Origin of the sequence: Clostridium sp. (assembly GCF_047777555.1) — a bacterium.
Classification (GTDB): domain Bacteria; phylum Bacillota; class Clostridia; order Clostridiales; family Clostridiaceae; genus Clostridium_H.
Map to the genome: position 1 here is coordinate 155,427 of NZ_JBKEEV010000001.1, position 18,014 is coordinate 173,440.

An 18,014-nucleotide genomic window follows, 5' to 3' on the forward strand; every position below is an offset into this window, starting at 1 on the left:
CATACCTTCTATCTACTGTAGATGAATCAATAAAAACCATATTTGTAGACAAAAAATTAAATATTTAAATAGAAATGAATAACTTTTAAACAAAAAAATAATAAAGCAGAATTAACTGCTTTATTCATAAACTTAATGACTAAATATTATTAATATCTCTTAAATCTACAATTCTTGTACATACTCTCTTTGCCAGTTCTTCATTATGAGTTACTACAAGCATTCCCAGATTATTCTTTTTTACGATCCTTAACATCAAATTCCATATTTGAGCTTGGGTTATAACATCCAGCATTGTACTCATTTCATCAGCTATTAAAAATTTTGTCTTTGGTCCTAATGCCCTTGCAACACAGAATCTCTGCAGTTCTCCGCCAGACAATTCGGAGGGCCATCTATTAAGCCATTCTTTTTCTATTCCAATCTCCTTTAAAAACTCATCATCAGGTTTCCAAGCTTCATATAATATATCTCTCATCTTCCATCTTGGATTTACAGCCTTTTCAGGATGTTGATATATTAACTGTACTGGACAATATCCCCTACTAGGCAAAGGCTTCCCATCAAACAAAACTTCTCCCTCTATAGGAATTTCATATCCCGCAAGTATCTTAGATAAAGTGCTTTTTCCGTATCCTGAAGGGCCGATTAATCCTACACGTTCTCCAACCTCAACAGAGAGACTTACATTTTTTAATATCCATGGTCCTTTATTATATCTAAAACTTATATTCTTTGCTTCAATACGCATGAATACATCTAACCTCCCCGCCTCTTACCTTTCTCATCTTAATGTTTCCAGCACAAGCATCTGTTCTTTCGCTGCATCGCGGTGCAAATAAACACCCTGAAGGAAGATTTCCTGCATAAGGCTGAAACCCTGGTATTGGTTTAAATCCATTTTGAGGCAGCGCTTCCCATAAAGCTTTAGTATAAGGATGGCGAAGAGCATCCTTCCCTTTAATAAAGTCATCAACCTGTGCCACTTCCACCGTAGTTCCTGCATAAAAAACCGCTATTCTATCTGCATATTTAAAGGCTAAATCAATATCATGGGTTATAATAATTACTGAACATCCATTATCTGCAAGCTCCCTAAAATTCTGCATAGCCTCTCTAGCTATTTCAGAACTCAACCCAGGTGTAGGTTCATCTGCAATAATAAGCTTAGCATTTTTAATAACAGCTGTTGAAATTAACACTCTACGAGCCATGCCTCCTGACAATTGAAATGGAAACATCTTTGATACTGCTTCTTTTAAATTATATCGTTTAAAAATCTTCTTTTGATCCTCTTCTGTGGCATCAGTTCCCTGCACCTGTTTTCCAACCCTCATAAGAGGATCTAAATAGGATATGGATTGTGGTACAAATGCAATTTCTTTTCCTCTCAACTCTTTCTGATAATCCGGCGTTAATTCCTTTTCACAATATTTCATAGTTCCACTTACCTCTGCATTTGAAGGAAGTATCCCTAAAATAGCATGAGCTAAAAGACTTTTACCAGACCCGCTGGAACCCACAACTGCCAATATCTCGCCTTCCTTAACACTTATATCTAAGTCTGATATTACCTTTAAGTCCTTTTGTGTAAGTCCTTCATCATACATACGAAACTTAACAGAAAGATTTTTTACTTCCAATACTGTTTTTCTATCACTTTCCATATTAAGTCCTCCTACTCATGTGCGCTGTTTGGATCAATAAGCATCTTCAAGTTATCACCAAGTATATCAAACATAATAACCACGGATAAAAGCGCTAATCCAGGGAAAAATACAAGCCACCACATACCTGTACTTATATGTTTCATAGCTTCTGAAAGAATTATGCCAATAGCAGGCTTATCCAGTGACAGTCCAAATCCCAAAAATGTTACTGCAGCTTCGTGAAGTATTGCATGTGGAAATAATAGAATTAAACCTATTATAAACTGAGGTATTACATGAGGCATTATATGCTTTTTTGCTATATTAAATCTGCTTGTACCAAGCTTTTCTGCTGCTTTAACATAATGCTTATTTTTTATTTCCATTACCTCTCCACGAATTACACGAGTAAGATTTGGCCAGTGCGTAACTGCTACTCCTATTACAACTCCTTTGAATCCTCTTCCAACCATAAAAGATATTAACATAAGTAAAATTATATGAGGTACACTCATAAACAAATCTACAAACCAACATATAATTTTATCTGTTTTTCCTCCTAATGTTGCAGATATTAATCCAAGAACAAGAGCTATAAATGCACTGATAGTCGCAGCCAAAAGACCTAGCAGTAAACTTGTTGATAATCCCTTTATTGTACGAGCAAACATATCACGGCCTAGATAATCAGTTCCAAACAAGTGTTTTAATGATGGCGCTAATCTTTTAGCTTCATAATTTGGTGCATAGGACTCAGGATTCATAGTAATCCCTATTATTGCAACAGCTAATAAAAATATAATTGCACATATTACCAAAAATAAAGTTTTCTTACGCCTGTTCATTCTTACCTTCCTAACAGTATTCTTATCCAAATCTATATAATTATCAATCTGTAACTCACTCAAGTGATTCACCTACCCTTATTTCAGGATTTAATATTCCATAAAATATGTTGGCCATGAGATTTCCAACAAATACAAAAACTGCACTAAATAAAGCTATTCCTAGCAATAAAGGTACATCCCCCTTCAATCCTGCTGTGGTTGCAGCATTCCCAAGGCCAGGATATGAAAATACCTGTTCTGCTAGAACACTTCCTCCAAACAATTCACTAAAGGAAGCAAATTGTAATGTAACTGCAGGTATAGCTATATTTCTTATTCCATGCCTTCTAACAGCTGTCCACTTTGACTCACCTCTTGCAAGTGCAAATAACATGTAATCACTATTAAGCACGTCTATTATTTTCTGTCGTGTATGAAGAGCTATGTTTGCAACTCCTGTAATGCTCAAAGTTAATGACGGTAAAATGAGGTGATGTATCCTATCCACAAATGTAACCTCTTTTTCCAACTTTCCAAGAGGAGCTGCAAGTCCAAGTGGAAACCATTTTAATTTTACTGAAAATATAACCAACATTAATAGCCCAAACCAAAAGGTTGGTGTTGATGACATGATCAAGCAAAAGTTCTTAATAATTTTATCCAGAATACTTCCCTTGTTTGTACCTGATATGATTCCAAGAAAAAATCCCAATATTCCCGATAGTACCCATGCTGAAGCCATAAGTGCAAGAGATGTTTTAAATCTCTCTCCTATTATTTTTGCTACAGGCTGGCGATAAGTAAGAGATTCTCCCATGTCTCCATGTAATACATTGGTTATCCATATAGTATATCTTTCTACAGGTGATTTATTTAAGCCCCAGTATTCGGCTATATTTTCCCTCTGTTCTTGAGATACGGTGGATTCTGCTCCTACATAGGAATCAACAGGGTCAATTGGAGATAATATAACTAATATAAATGTTAAAATACTAACTCCAAATAGGAGAAGCAGCATACGAATAAGGTTTGAAGATATAAACTTTAAAAAATTTTTGCTCATTTTTTCTCCTTTCTTATAATAAGATAGCCACAAATAAACTCATGGCTATCTTAACTAAGTTTATTCTACTTCCAGCTCCATTCATTTAAATTTGCAATTATCGGAACACCATGTCCATGAGGATGTATTAACTGATCTCCTAAATCCAATCCGTCCCTTATAAAGTAAGTATGATCAATATTTACTATCCATAAAAATGGGTAATCTCCCTTTATTCCAGTTGTCCCATCCCACTGAGCTAGCTTCCAGTTCTTTATAGCTTCTTCTGTAGTAGTTGCCTCAAGAGCCTTTTCTATATAGCTGTCAACCTTTTCGTTTTTATAGCTGGATATATTAAGAAGCCCTACAGGATCTAGCTTTGAATAATTTGAATCATGAAGTGCTATAGGGCTGTAACTTCCACTTCCATATACAGTTGGAACGTTACGCACTATTTTCTTACATTCATCCCATGCTTTTGCTTCAGGTTTTATATTTATTCCTAGTTTTTTAGCATCTTCACTTAATGCGACTGCAAGATTATAACGCTGAAGGTCATCAGTACGTCCTGTAATTGTAAATTCAGCCTTTACACCATTTTTCTCACGAATGCCATCATTATCTGTGTCTACCCATCCTGCTTCTTCTAATATTTTAATAGCTTCATCCACTCTATTATCCTCAAATACGGTTTCTTCATTAAACCATGGTAACCCATCTACTTCTCCATAAGCTGGAACACCTATACCATTTAATGCATTTTGTATTATAGTTTTACGGTCTATACCTATATTTAAGGCCTTTCTTATTGCAAAATCACATGTTACATTATTTCCTATAATTGTACCATCCTTCAATGTTTTTTCAGGTATAACAGGAAGATTGATGCCTCTATTATCAACAGTTTTCAGGCTTTCTAAATGCATTCCTTCTACCTTTTCCTTTGCATATTCAGGATTTATCATAACTACATCAAGTTGACCTGATTTTGCACTTGCAAGAGCAGCATCTTCATCCAAATCAAGAATTGTAATTTTTTTAAACTTCGATTTTTCACCATAATAATATTCATTTGGCACTAGTATTAATTGCTGTCCTTTGTCTAGCTGTGCCACTTTGAATGGACCAGATCCAATAGGACTATCTCCATAATCATTTTTGTTATATGCATGCTTTGGAACTATTCCCAATAATGCAGTAGTAGAAGTAAATGGTGAATATTTTTTATTTAAAGTAAATTCTACTGTATATTTATCCTTTGCAACTGCACTCTTAAGCATTGTTAAATCTACACTTGAGCCACTATTCTTTGCTGTTAAATATGTAAATACTACATCTTCTGCTGTCAAAGGTTGTCCATCAGAAAACTTAACATCCTCACGAAGCTTAAATGTGTATTTTAATCCATCATCACTAATAGAATAATCAGTTGCTAAATCACTTTGCAAATTTATATTCTTATCAAATTTAAGCAATGTGCTATGAAATATGTTAAGTCCACCAGTAATTCCAAATCCTATAGTAGGGTCATATCCTCCACTTGTCATTCCATGACCTACATAAATAACTAACTCATCCTTATTTTTCTCTCCACTAGTGTTACTTCCCTCAGATGCAGCACCACACCCCGTAAATAATAATGCTGTTGCAATTGTTGCTACTAATACTTTTCTCAACTTCTTGAAAATTCTCATTGTTTATCCCCCTCAGTAAATAGTATTACTTATCAAAAGTGTTATTTAGCCAAAAAAACCATGAAGATTAATCCAATTTGCAAATCGGATTTAAAACCTTCATGGTTTTATTTTTTATTTTATTAAATATTATTGTGAAATTCAAACTAATTTTTGATTTATGGCTCTTTTCTATCTCTTTTATACTTTCTCGATTATAATGCGGTGCTCTACAAGTTCCATTTCCTTTATTTTTGCTTTCACTATCTTTCTTTGGCTAAAAATATTTTCTAAAAACAATCCTTCCTCTGTAGGAACAATCTTATCTACAGATTCTAATAACAATTTTTCATTTCCGTCCTTATCAAGAAAGTATACATTGGCTTCACACATGTTCTTCACCTCTCTGAACCTTCACTATTTGAATTGCATCATCGATGTAATGTGGAAGTGGTTTACTTTCAACTCCAGCAACTATTACATTACATCTATTTAATGGAATAAGTACTTTTTTTGCTGGACTCTCAGATATAGCTTTAGCCATCTTGGGTGTCAGTTCACCTAATAATGAATTTGCACAAACTATTCCTATTGGTCCTAAAATTAAATCAACCTTAGAAACATTGTAGCAAATAGCATTTTCTCCTGTAGCTCCTTCATTAGCACCAGCCTTCAGCATCAATGAGGTTGCTAAAGAGTTAGTTCCTAGAGCAATAATTTCAATTGTATCCTCAAATTCTTTTCTGAACTTTTCAACAATAGCTTTGCCAATTCCTCCACCTTGTCCATCTACAACTGCAATTCGCATTTTATCCCTCCAACCATTAAGTTAATATATATTATATCAAAAAATCAAGCGGAAGAATTTTCTTTTTATCTACACTTTAGATTCTTTCATTTAAATTTAACTAAATAGTAATTCCACCTGTATTAAACAGTATAATATCTTGAACTACTGCTTAAAGTAACCCATGGTACATGTAAGTATTACCTATAAATTTCTAAAATAAATGACTCATAAAGGTCAGTAAAACACTTAGCCCCTTCGTGAGTCTAATTATCATCAATTATTAAATTAATTTCTAAAATTTCTAAATATTTATTGTTATAGAAACCTTCATGGTTTCGTTTTCAATACAAATATATCACAAAAAACTAAGTTTTGTCAACCATCTTGAGGAATATCAGAATACACAAAATCCTTCCTTTCCTTCCTCCAACTTCATATAGATTCTAATGCTTGTCTATTGTTATTCTGAAAATATAATTATTTTAGAAAGGAAAAATTTTTATGTTTAAATCTAAATTTAAGAAGTCTAAAATATTTTTGTCTTCATTAGCAATTGGAACTACTATTTTTTCTAGCAGTGCTTATGCTCAATCTGTAGTTTACACAGTAAAACCTGGAGATAGCATGTGGAAAATCGCAACTAAGTATCAAGTAGGCATAAGTGAGTTAATCGCTGCAAATCCTAGTATAAAAAATCCTAATCTCATATATCCAAATCAAAAGATCACTATTCCTACTATTGATGATGTAAAGGCTTTTGAGAAGGAAGTAATAAGATTAACTAATGTGCAAAGATCAAAGTACGGCTTAAAACCTCTAAGTGAAAATTGGGAACTTTCAAGAGTTGCTAGATTTAAGTCTCAAGATATGATTGATAAAAAATATTTCGATCATACCTCTCCAACCTATGGTTCTCCTTTCACTATGATGAAAAATTTTGGAATTAGATATACTGCAGCAGGTGAAAACATTGCCTATGGACAAAAAACTCCACAGGAAGTAGTTAATGGATGGATGAATTCTTCAGGCCATAGAGCAAATATATTAAACGCAAACTTTACTCAAATAGGTGTAGGCTTTGCAAAGAACAGCAATGGCACTCCTTACTGGACTCAGACCAAATAAGATTTGCAATAAGTGATTCAACACAAATTCTAGGCAGGACAGGTAAAATAATAAACTTATTTCGATCATACCTCTCCAAAGACTATGATGAAAAATTTTGGAATTTATAAGCCTGGGACAAAAAACTCCACAGACAGCCATAGAGCAAATATATTAAACGCAAACTTTACTCAAATAGGTGTATGCAAAGAACAGCAATGGCACTCCTTACTGGACTCAGACCAAATAAGATTTGCAATAAGTGATTCAACACAAATTCTAGGACAGGTAAAATAATAAACTTAGAAGACTTAAAGCCTGGGCAGACAGTAAGAATAGCCTATGCCACTTTTATGACAGCTAGCATTCCTCCTCAAACTACAGCATTTAGAATACAAGTCCTTTAAAAAATAAGGAGATGACCTTTAATCATCTCCTTATTTTCCGCTATCTTCTAAAAGTATTTAATAATCTAAAAAACAAAATCTTTTAATATATCATTTATTGTTTTAAAAACTTTCAATATAAATTTTAAGATATAAGGTAAAAAGAATGATGCTAATAACACTGAAACAGCTAAAATTAATATATTATAATTTATAGTTTGTCCTAATTTCTTAACTTGATACAGATGTATAGCTCCTATAGATATAGCCCCAACAATTAGTAGTTTAGTTGCTATCCATGAAATTATATTTATAATCTGACATAATAATATTATTACTGATAATATAACTATTATTGGTAAAGCTAATATTTTAAAGGGCAACATAATCAAATTAAATATTTTATTAGTACTGCCTTTGGAACCCTTCTTAACCTTTCTTCGTTTTTTACCCTTTTCCTTTTTATTATCATTCAATTTATTTCTGTTATCTTTGTTTTTTGAATCTCCTTTTTGGATTAAATTATCATCTTTTACACCATTACTTCTTCCTCTGCTTTTTGAATTATTTCTGTGTGTATATGTGTTATTTTTATTATTAGCCTCTAATTCTTCCTGCACTTCTTGTGGATTTATAATCAGTGTTGCATCATTTTTATCAATTGATTGATTTTCCTCTAAACTATTTAAAGCTTCATATGCCTCATCAAACAATTTCAAAAATTCATTAAGTCGCTTTTCATTAACCACTTCTTTTTTTATTTTTTCTACTTGCTTTTCATAAGCTTCCTTTATTTCTTCTTTTGATGCATTTTTTTCTATACCTAATACTTTATAATAATCTGTCATTTCTTATCTCCATTTAAAATTTACTGAGTAATATTCTTATTTTCACCTCACTATTTCCTCAAATATTATACTCAAAATTAGAATTAATTTAAAGTGCCATATTTGTTATGTTTTTAATACAAAAATGTAAACAAACTTTATTAAATCTTTAAAGAAACTTATTAGAATATTCTAAGACACTTTACACAATGGAATTATTGAGTTCATATTTACTCTCTATAATTTTAAGTAAGTTCTTCAAGAACATCAAAAATTGAAAGGATATTGTGTTAAATCCTTCCTCATATCAATTTAATATAATTTCCTTTTTATTCAATTAAATCTTAGGAGGTTTTACTAATGAAAAAGAACATTAAAATGATGATAGCAGCATTAGCTATAGCTGGAACATTACCAACTATAATCCCAACTACAGCAATAGCAGCTCAAACTAATTGTACTACTTCAATAACAATTCAACAAAATTGGCTAAAAAACTTTTTAAATAAATATCCTCAATTTAAGAACTATAAAATTGTTACTAATGTAAATACAAATACTACATCAAAGCCAGTTTTAAATAACACTACAGCACCTACAAAACCAGCAGAAACTACAACTACCGAAACAGCTAAGCCAGTGCAAAATGATGGACAAGCTTCTACTATAAGTGCTGAAGCAAATGAAGTAATAAAGTTAGTTAATGCAGAAAGAAGTAAAAATGGACTAGCTCCTCTTAAAGCTAATGCAGAATTATCAAAAGTTGCAGTAGCAAAAGCACAAGATATGATAGATAAAAATTACTTTGATCACAATTCACCAACATATGGCTCACCATTTGATATGATGAAGAAATTTGGTATTTCTTATATGGCAGCAGGGGAAAATATCGCTTACGGACAAAGGACCCCATCTGACGTAATGAACGCATGGATGAACTCTTCAGGTCATAGAGCAAACATTTTAAATGCTAATTTCACTGAAATAGGTGTTGGAATGGTTAAAAAAGCTGATGGAACTCCATACTGGGTTCAAATGTTCATAAATCCTGGGAAATAATCTTTTGATGGTGCAAAGGTTACAATAGATTTTCCACTGATATCTTGTAAGTTTACAAGAGTCCAAGCTTTTTGTACTTTTGGAAAAACTATAAAAGACGTTGGATATATTAGAGTATTTAAACTGAATTTAATATATAAAGGACTGTCTCAAATTTTTGTTTTGAAACAGTCCTTTTGTTGTGTCAGCTTCTAACTAAAAGCAATATAAACCATTTATTTCTTCTTTGCTGGATTCTTTGGGAACCATCCTTTTTCAACCCTTTTTTCTTGTTCAAATAGCTCAGGGATGCTCCAGAAACATGTGAATGCAGTTACCCCCATAAGTATTGAAATCAGGCTATTATTAATAATCATAGAAAAAATAATAAGAATCAATCCAGCTATTAAAAATACTGGCCAGATTTTTTTGCCAAAGTAGTATTCCCCTTTAATTACAATAGGATGGAAAACCCCAATTATTACGAAAGAGGCTAACCCAATAATAATACCATCTAAATTCATAACATCACCCCATTGACCTTAATATAATAAAGCATTATAGCTTAAACTATAAAATTTTAAGCAGCTATGCTCTAGCTGCTTTATTATTATGATGACTTAACTAAATTTATTAACTTGTGATGATATAATTTACTCAAATTTATAATTCATAAAATTTCTCAAATGCTCTTGTTACATAGTAATGATCCATAACTCCACAAAGTTCTCTTATAGAGTGCATAGCAAGCATTGGAGTTCCTATATCAACAGAAGGTATATTTATATGAGTTGAAGATATTGGCCCTATGGTAGAACCTCCTCTCTCATCAGAACGGTTCACAAACTTCTGAACAGGAACTCCTGCCTTTTCACATAAGGACACAAATACTGAAGTTGAATAACTGTCAGAGGTATAACTTTGACTTGCAGCAATTTTAATAGCTGGACCTTTATTTATAAATGGTCTATTTGTAGGATCACTCTTTTCCCCCTTGTTAGGATGAACAGCATGCGCTGCATCAGCTGATATTATAAAGGATTTAGCTAATGCTCTAAAGAAATCCTCTCTATCTCCATCTAAAGATAGAACTATTCTCTCTAGCACATTTGACAGCATCTCTGAGTCAGCTCCCTGTTTTGTAGAACTGCCTACTTCTTCATTATCAAAGCACACCAATACATTAGTAGCTGCAGAGTTCTCTGCATTAATCAAAGCATGAACTCCCCCATGAACTGCTTCTAAATCATCTAACCTTGAAGAAGATATAAATTCATCATTTATTCCTATGATACTACCCTTTTCATATTCATATAAAAATAAGTCAAAATCTAAAATATCCTTATAATCAACCTTTAGCTCATCAGCTATTACCTTAACAAGATAATTGTCCTTTTCAAACTTCTCATTTATAAGTCCTAATATTGGAAGAGTATCTACCTGTTTATTTAATTCTATACCCTCATTTATCTTTCTATTCATATGTATAGCAAGGTTTGGAATTATCATTATTGGTTTCTTTATATTTAAAAGCCTTATTTCAGGATTTAATATATTCTTTCCCTTTATTACTACTCTTCCTGCCACTGATAGTGGTCTATCAAGCCATGTATTTAATATAGGTCCACCATACACCTCTGTATTTAATTTTATATAGCTGTTTTCTGATATCATTTCTGGATTAGGCTTAACTCTGAAGCTTGGTGAATCTGTATGAGCTCCTATAATTCTAAATCCATTTTCTTGAATTTTTCCCTTTCCTACAGCAAAAGCTATTAAAGCAGAATGGTTTTTCACCATAAAGTACTTTTTACCTTTTTCAATCTTCCATTTTTCTTCTTCTTTTAATTGTTTAAATCCACTTTGTTCTAGAGTATTCTTAAGATTTTCTACAGCATGAAAGGCTGTTGGACTTTCATATATGAAATCTATAAGCTTTTTTGCAAATTCTAATTCTTTTGTCATGTTTATACCTCCGTAAAATTTAAAATACCTATATGTTAAGTATAACAAAATTGGAGTATTTTATCACAGAGGCAAGTAAACTTTATAAGAAAATTGCGATGCAATTTTCTTAAGTGTACCTAAATATGAAGTTTAAATAAACGCTAATGATTGTAAGCCTGATATTAGATTTGTCTGTATGTGTATTTAATTTTATAAAAACGCTTTTCTTTAATAAATGTGAATAATCTTTTTAATATTGAACCGGAGTATGAGATTTGCATTGTAGAAAGCGTTGAACAAGCGTTAGAAGTTCTTTATTTCTGGGTTTAAAACACCGTAAGAACCTTCTATTGTCTGAACGGTAGTGAGTTTAGAAGGTTTAGGGGTTTTAAACCCAGAAATATTAGAACTTCTTTGCGTAGTAAAGCTTTCCTAAATGCAAATCTCATACGGAATGTTCAATATTAAAGATTGTCACAATTTATTTCTAATCTGTTACTACTTCCTCATATGTCATATTCATAAGGTCTGCATAGCTTACTGAATTTTCTTCAGTGACCTTTGGCATATCTTCTACCTTGACATCTCCATTTATATTAATTGTATTTGAATCTAAGTTGATTGTTAGTGTATAAGATGAATCTGGATTAATCTGTTCTTCTAACGTATTTCCTTCACCAGCCATTGAAGCTATAGCAGCTGGATTAATAGTCGTTTTAATATTTCCATTTTGATATGAAACATATCCTTCTTTATTAACTCCAATATCAAATGTTATATCAAAGTTCATCATATTGCCAAGCTGATTTAATGCTGGTAAAGCTTGCTCTAAAGCTGCATAGAATTCTTCATTTGAAAGTTTTGGAGCGTTAGGATCAAGTGCCATAATTTCATCTAAATAAGCTTTAAATGTTCCCATCATCTCTTCATCTTTTAGCATGTCTCCAATTATTCCTATTAAATCATCATTATCAATATTTACTGAATAAGCTTTTACTATTCCTTTCTTTCCATCAGCATCTATCTTTGCAGCGTCTTTTCTTTCAACTATACCATACTTAGCATCTGCAATTTTTATAAACTCCTCAAAACTCTTAGTGAATTTTGTACTAAACCTAGTTGCTTTATCCATAATTTTGCTCATGTCTGGCACTGCTTCAGCTTGCTGCATGGCAGGGCCTTCCATCATCTCTGCAAGATCAAAAACTAGATAATCCTTGTTTGCAAGAGCTGGATTTGAGGCTTTTAATATTTCAGGAAATTGAATTATATATTTAATTTGAGGAACGCTGTTTGAAACATCTACATCTGCCCAAATGTCCATTTTTATTTCTTGTCCCATAAGACTTGCATTAAGATTTCCTGAAACCTTGCCTTTTGTGTTTTCTTCACCTGCAAATTTCATTTTAGAACTTATATTCATATCTAAAATTGACTTCATTATAGCAAGCTGCTCTTCTTCTTCTTTAGATAGATTTTTTCCATCCAAATTCATTGCAAAATTCGTTTCAGTTTCTCCGCTGATGATTTCTGCGTTTAGTTCATTTGCAGCCATTAATTCATCAATTGCTGGTTTTTCTGTTCCTTTATCTGTATATACATTTAAAAGATACCTATAATATGATCTATATGTGCCATCTTTCAAAGTAGCTAATGCCTTTCTAGCTGCTTTTATATTTGCCTCAGTAGGACTTAATTTAAGCTCTTTTAATATATTGTATGCTTCTATATCTAAATCTTTTTGTGTATTTACACTAGTAACTTGTGCATCCTCATTTGTTGCTGCGAAGGCTCTTACAGGTGAAATTCCTGCTCCTCCCATTAATATTCCTGATGCTAAAACCATAGAAATAATTTTTTTGCTCTTCATTATACCTATCCTCCCACTCAGCTTTTAAATATGATATAAGCAATTTATCATATATTTATATATTTTACCTTATTTTGCCTTGGATTTCAACATATATATACTTGTTGTAAAAACTTATTACTGCGCTAATACTAAGACAAGAGTATATTTTAATTGGTTATAAATTTTACATAAATTAAAATGATTAAAATGTAATATAATTTAATTTTTGATATAAACATGATATTATTAATAAGATATGATCTTTGTTATAAATTTCTAATTATTATGGAGGAAATAATATGTTATCTCGATTTTTAGTAACTAAATTCGTAAAAGACTACGAAAACATAAACAATAGCAAGGTTAGAGACTCTTATGGTTATCTAGGCGGTGTAGTTGGAATAATAGTCAATATAATCTTGTTTTTAGTAAAACTATTTGTAGGACTTATTGCAAAGAGTATTGCTGTTACTGCAGATGCCTTTAACAACCTATCTGATGCACTATCATCTTTAATAACTATAGCAGGATTTAAATTTGCTTCAAAGCCTGCTGACGAAGAGCATCCTTTTGGACATGGAAGAATAGAATATCTGTCTGGATTGCTAGTAGCTTTTATGGTTATGCTTGTAGGATTTGAATTTATTAAATCTTCTTTTAATAGAATTGTAAATCCTAATAAGGTAAATTTTGATCTTATCCCTTTTGTACTAATATTAGTATCTATAGGAGCAAAGATTTGGCTCAGCAGATTTAATAAATACATTGGAAATAAGATAAATTCTTCAGCCCTTCAGGCTTCTTCATTAGACGCTCTAGGGGACGTTATAACTTCAAGCACTGTAGCTTTATCTCTACTACTTTCTAAGTGGATTAGTATCCCCATAGATGGATATATAGGAATTTTAGTATCTTTATTTATTCTATACTCTGGTTACTCCTTAATAAAAGATACTATAAATCCTCTTTTAGGTGAAGCTCCAGATCCCGAATTTATAAGAGAATTAGAAAGTGATGTATTAAAATATGATTGTATAACTGGTGTTCATGATATAATAATTCACAACTATGGACCTGGTAGAAGAATGGCTTCTCTTCATGTTGAGGTTCCATGTAATATATCTATTATAAAAATTCACGAAATAATTGATACCATGGAAAGAGAACTCTCTAAAAAACACAGTATGTTTCTAGTGGCTCATATGGATCCTTTAAATACAGATGATAAAGAAGTAGAATCTGCAAGAATGGAGTTAGACAACATTTTAAAATTTTTCCCAGAAATTAAATCTTACCATGATTTCAGAGTTGTCGGAGAAGGAGATTATAAAAACTTAATCTTCGATATAGTAGTTTCTCCTGATTTTAATATTGAAAAGGAAGGTCATATTCTAGAAACTAGATTAAACGAAGAACTAAAAAAACTCCATCCAAAATATAACGCCATGATTACAATTGATAAAAAATACTCATAATTAGAAAATTGCCTTGCAATTTCTCTTCACAATCCCCCTATGAAATGATATAATTTAGTTATTTATCACTAAATTATTCAATAATTTTACAATTAGTATATTTTTTCAACAAGCGAAATGACCACTTATTGTAATATTTATAATTTTTAAGGGGGAGTTACTTAATGTTTGCAAAAAATACATTGAAAGGCAGATTATCTTTACTCTTATGCATATCAGTAATAATACCTATGGTATTCATTTCACTATTTAACTACTACATGCAAAAGAACACATCTAGAGAAAACTTTTATAAGCTAATGGAAAGTTCGTCTGATAATGTATCTTCTATTATAACAGATATTGTAAAATATAATATGCAATCTGTAGATATGTTATCTGAAAACGAATACATGATGAATGTAACTCAAACACCAGCCATAGAAGCACCTATGATGAAATTTCTCTATACTTTTAGAGATAGCCACGATGATGTCTTAACAGCTTTTTTTGGAAATACCCTTGGCAAGCAATATGCTACTGTTGATAAACTTCCTGAAGGCTTTGACCCGAGGACACGTATTTGGTTTAAAGATGCTATGGCATCTAATGAAAAGACTATCATAACTTCTCCTTATGAAGATTCAAATGAAAAAGGAAGATATGTCATAACTATTTCTAAAACAGTAAAGGATTCAAATGGAAATGTTGTTGGGGTCGTTGGGACAGATATATCTCTTTCTCATCTTGCTGATGTAGTTTCTAATATAAAACTTGGTGAAAATGGCAATGCTGCTGTAATAGATGATTCTGGAAAGATTATAGCAATAAACAATAAAAACCTATTAGGTAAAACTTCTAAAGAAGAACCTTGGATTAATGATGCAGTAAAAAATATAAATACTAATTCCTTAATAACTATAGATGGAACTAATTATATTTCATATACTACCGAAAATAAGTTAACAGGATATAAAATTATTTCACTCATTCCAGAAGTTGAATTAAATTCTATTCTGTCTAAGGCAAGAAATTCTGTAATATTTGCTAGTTTGATATTCCTAATTATTGCTCTAATTATAGGAAATATATTTGGAGAACAAATTTCAAAGTCCATAAATAGACTGATTAGCATGATTGAACGCATCAGTAAAGGTGACTTTTCTCAATCTATTCAATATAATAAAAAGGATATTTTAGAGGTTAAGGCAGTATCAAATTCATTAAATATTATGATAGAGGATATAGGAAACCTTCTTAAGCATATTAAAGATTCTTCTATTAATCTTAAAAAATCCTCTGAAAATTTAGTAACTTTATCTGAAGAATCTAGTGCAGCTTCAGATGAAATATCTCAAGCTGTTCAAAGTATTTCTGTCAGTACACTAGAACAGTCCTCTGAATTAAAAAATAGTTCAAACTCCATTTCTGCTCTTGAAAAAGAGGTTAACAACTCTATTGAAAATAGCAAGATCATGAATGAAGCTTCACTTAAAGTTAGTGAAAGTGCATCATATGGTATGAACAGTATAAATGATCTAAAAAAGAACTATAAGCTCAATTCTGAGGCTACTGATAAACTTTTAGAGGAAGTAGATATTTTAGACAAGAGTTCTCAAAAGATAATGACAATAACAGACAGTATTAAAAGTATTACAGAACAAACTAATCTTTTAGCTCTAAATGCTAGTATTGAAGCTGCACGAGCTGGTGAGGCTGGACGTGGCTTTGCTGTAGTTGCCGAAGAGGTAAGAAAACTGGCGGAGGAATCTGCTGAATCTGCATCTCAAATAAACGAAGTTTTAACCGATATGCATAATAATATAAATTTGATTATAGCGGGAATAAGAAACAGTAAATCCCTAAATGATTTAACAGGCAGCAGTGTAGATGTTACAAGTTCAAGTTTTGAAAGCATATTAAAAGATTTAAAAAATTTACAACTTCATATTGATACTGTAACTTCTTCTTTAGACAGCATAAACTCTCATAAAAATAATGTTATAGAAAAAGTATCTAGCACCTTAAGTCTGTCAGAAAGCATAGCCTCAGCTGCCGAAGAAGTAAGTGCATCAACAGAGGAGCAATCTGCTTCATTCGCCCAAGTCGTGACCCTTGCAGAATCTCTAGCGGTCCTTGCAACTACATTGGAAGAAAATATAGAAAAATTCAATATCTAATTGTTCTTTTACTTGCTAAATAGAAATATTTTACATCGTAAAATATTTCTATTATTTTGCAACTATTTCTAAGTTCCTAAATATAATATAAAGGATATGAAAATAGGAGTGTGATTTTATGAAAGGTGAATTTAGACACTTTTTCCCTGGGAGCAACACATCAAAAGGTTTCTATTCTTTTTATAGGTATATCCTTCCTCAAGAAACTGCTAGAAGAATATTCTGCATAAAAGGTGGCCCAGGTACTGGAAAATCCTCATTTATGAAGAGAATTGGACAATATTTTAATGAAAAAGGATACGATGTTGAATATCATCACTGCTCTTCCGACAATAATTCATTAGATGGGGTTGTTATTAAAGGATTAAATGTTGCATTTATAGACGCAACAGCTCCACATATTGTGGATCCAATAAGCCCTGGTGCAGTAGATGAAATATTAAATTTCGGTGATTGTTGGAACGAAAGAGGTATGAGTGATTATAGAAATTCTATAATGTCAATCAATAAACAAATAGGAAAAACCTTCAAAAGAGCTTACAGATATATAGGAGCTTCTAAAACTATTCATGATGATTGGAGTTTTTACAACAATGAAGCTCTAAATAATTCTAAATTAAATTTATTTAAAGAAGATCTTAAAAACGAAATTTTTGGAGATATTCCTATATCTAATACTGGAATAGACAGGCACTTGTTCGCTACAGCCTTTACCCCAAATGGCATAGTTACCTATATAGATTCAATATATAAAAATTATAAGAGAGTCTATGTTTTAAACGGAGAACCAGGTACAGGGAAAACCAGTGTTTTATCTTATATATGCGATGAAGCTTTAAAAAGAGACCTTTCAGTAGAAGTATATCACGATCCTCTAATTCCTGAGAGGATAGAGCACTTGCTTATTCCTAACTTAAGCATAGCCTTACTTACTTCTAACGAAATAAACAATAGAAATTTTGTCGGCAGCCAAATTGATATGAAAGACTTTTTAAACAAAAGACTTCTTGACAAGTCCTCTGAGGAAATTACAGAAGCTAGAGATACATTCTATTTATTATTAAATAAAGGCTTATCTATAATTTCTAAAGCCAAAGCTCTTCACGATGAACTTGAAAAATGTTATATTCCAAATATGGATTTTGATAAGGTTGATAATAAATTTAATGAAATTATAACTAGACTTTTAAAATACGAAAAGGAATATAAATCTAATAAATTATGAAACTTAAATAAAAAATATTT

General features: G+C 31.6%; 16 protein-coding genes. 5 read left to right on the forward strand and 11 right to left on the reverse strand.

Annotated features, from left to right (window positions below; genetic code table 11):
• Positions 1-139: 139 nt before the first annotated feature.
• The 7 genes from ACFWTK_RS00775 to ACFWTK_RS00805 form a co-directional block, all read right to left on the reverse strand.
• Entirely contained in the window at positions 140-751 is a 612-nt protein-coding gene (locus tag ACFWTK_RS00775; protein WP_415874253.1) for an ABC transporter ATP-binding protein, read from the reverse strand.
• On the reverse strand, positions 741-1,667 hold the full coding sequence (locus ACFWTK_RS00780; protein WP_415874254.1) for an ABC transporter ATP-binding protein: 927 nt from the start codon (positions 1,665-1,667) through the stop codon (positions 741-743). The genes ACFWTK_RS00775 and ACFWTK_RS00780 overlap by 11 nt, the downstream gene beginning before the upstream one ends.
• 11 nt (positions 1,668-1,678) lie before the next feature.
• Entirely contained in the window at positions 1,679-2,494 is an 816-nt protein-coding gene (locus ACFWTK_RS00785) for an ABC transporter permease (protein ID WP_415874669.1), read from the reverse strand.
• Between the two features lie 55 nt (positions 2,495-2,549).
• Positions 2,550-3,539: an ABC transporter permease gene (locus tag ACFWTK_RS00790; RefSeq protein ID WP_415874255.1), complete on the reverse strand. Its 990-nt coding sequence runs from the start codon at positions 3,537-3,539 to the stop codon at positions 2,550-2,552.
• Positions 3,540-3,604: 65 nt separating this feature from the next.
• Positions 3,605-5,212: an ABC transporter substrate-binding protein gene (locus tag ACFWTK_RS00795; RefSeq protein WP_415874256.1), complete on the reverse strand. Its 1,608-nt coding sequence runs from the start codon at positions 5,210-5,212 to the stop codon at positions 3,605-3,607.
• A 180-nt stretch (positions 5,213-5,392) separates the two neighbouring features.
• Positions 5,393-5,584 carry a CooT family nickel-binding protein gene (locus tag ACFWTK_RS00800; protein WP_415874670.1) on the reverse strand — a complete coding sequence of 64 codons (192 nt, stop codon included), beginning with the start codon at positions 5,582-5,584 and terminating at the stop codon, positions 5,393-5,395.
• Entirely contained in the window at positions 5,577-5,999 is a 423-nt protein-coding gene (locus ACFWTK_RS00805; RefSeq protein ID WP_415874257.1) for a DUF3842 family protein, read from the reverse strand. Before ACFWTK_RS00805 ends, ACFWTK_RS00800 begins: the two co-directional genes overlap by 8 nt.
• A 483-nt stretch (positions 6,000-6,482) precedes the next feature.
• Between ACFWTK_RS00805 and safA the strand changes: the two genes are divergently transcribed.
• Positions 6,483-7,106 carry a SafA/ExsA family spore coat assembly protein gene (safA, locus tag ACFWTK_RS00810; RefSeq protein ID WP_415874258.1) on the forward strand — a complete coding sequence of 208 codons (624 nt, stop codon included), beginning with the start codon at positions 6,483-6,485 and terminating at the stop codon, positions 7,104-7,106.
• 451 nt (positions 7,107-7,557) lie between these two features.
• Here safA and ACFWTK_RS00815 read toward each other — a convergent pair whose 3' ends face one another.
• Positions 7,558-8,319: a DnaJ domain-containing protein gene (locus ACFWTK_RS00815; protein WP_415874259.1), complete on the reverse strand. Its 762-nt coding sequence runs from the start codon at positions 8,317-8,319 to the stop codon at positions 7,558-7,560.
• Positions 8,320-8,658: 339 nt separating this feature from the next.
• Here ACFWTK_RS00815 and ACFWTK_RS00820 point away from each other — a divergent pair, with 339 nt between their 5' ends.
• Positions 8,659-9,357, forward strand: coding sequence for a CAP domain-containing protein (locus tag ACFWTK_RS00820; RefSeq protein WP_415874260.1), 699 nt, complete (start codon positions 8,659-8,661; stop codon positions 9,355-9,357).
• A 215-nt stretch (positions 9,358-9,572) separates the two neighbouring features.
• Here the strand turns inward: ACFWTK_RS00820 and ACFWTK_RS00825 are convergent, their stop codons facing one another.
• The 3 genes from ACFWTK_RS00825 to ACFWTK_RS00835 all read right to left on the reverse strand — a co-directional run bounded on the left by ACFWTK_RS00825 (position 9,573) and on the right by ACFWTK_RS00835 (position 13,153).
• Entirely contained in the window at positions 9,573-9,860 is a 288-nt protein-coding gene (locus tag ACFWTK_RS00825; RefSeq protein WP_415874261.1) for a DUF4491 family protein, read from the reverse strand.
• Between the two features lie 139 nt (positions 9,861-9,999).
• A complete protein-coding gene (locus tag ACFWTK_RS00830) occupies positions 10,000-11,301 on the reverse strand; it encodes a M18 family aminopeptidase (protein ID WP_415874262.1) in 1,302 nt (433 codons plus the stop codon).
• 469 nt (positions 11,302-11,770) lie between these two features.
• Complete coding sequence (locus ACFWTK_RS00835; RefSeq protein ID WP_415874263.1) at positions 11,771-13,153, reverse strand: hypothetical protein; 1,383 nt, start codon at positions 13,151-13,153, stop codon at positions 11,771-11,773.
• Between the two features lie 281 nt (positions 13,154-13,434).
• Here ACFWTK_RS00835 and ACFWTK_RS00840 point away from each other — a divergent pair, with 281 nt between their 5' ends.
• The 3 genes from ACFWTK_RS00840 (at position 13,435) to ACFWTK_RS00850 (ending at position 17,994) form a co-directional block, all read left to right on the forward strand.
• Positions 13,435-14,610, forward strand: a complete 1,176-nt coding sequence (locus ACFWTK_RS00840) for a cation diffusion facilitator family transporter (RefSeq protein ID WP_415874264.1) — start codon at positions 13,435-13,437, stop codon at positions 14,608-14,610.
• A 164-nt stretch (positions 14,611-14,774) separates the two neighbouring features.
• Positions 14,775-16,769, forward strand: a complete 1,995-nt coding sequence (locus ACFWTK_RS00845) for a methyl-accepting chemotaxis protein (protein WP_415874265.1) — start codon at positions 14,775-14,777, stop codon at positions 16,767-16,769.
• Between the two features lie 118 nt (positions 16,770-16,887).
• The gene (locus ACFWTK_RS00850; protein ID WP_415874266.1) at positions 16,888-17,994 is read left to right on the forward strand and encodes a PRK06851 family protein; all 1,107 of its coding nucleotides are present in this window, start codon (positions 16,888-16,890) and stop codon (positions 17,992-17,994) included.
• The last annotated feature ends 20 nt before the right edge of the window (positions 17,995-18,014 follow it).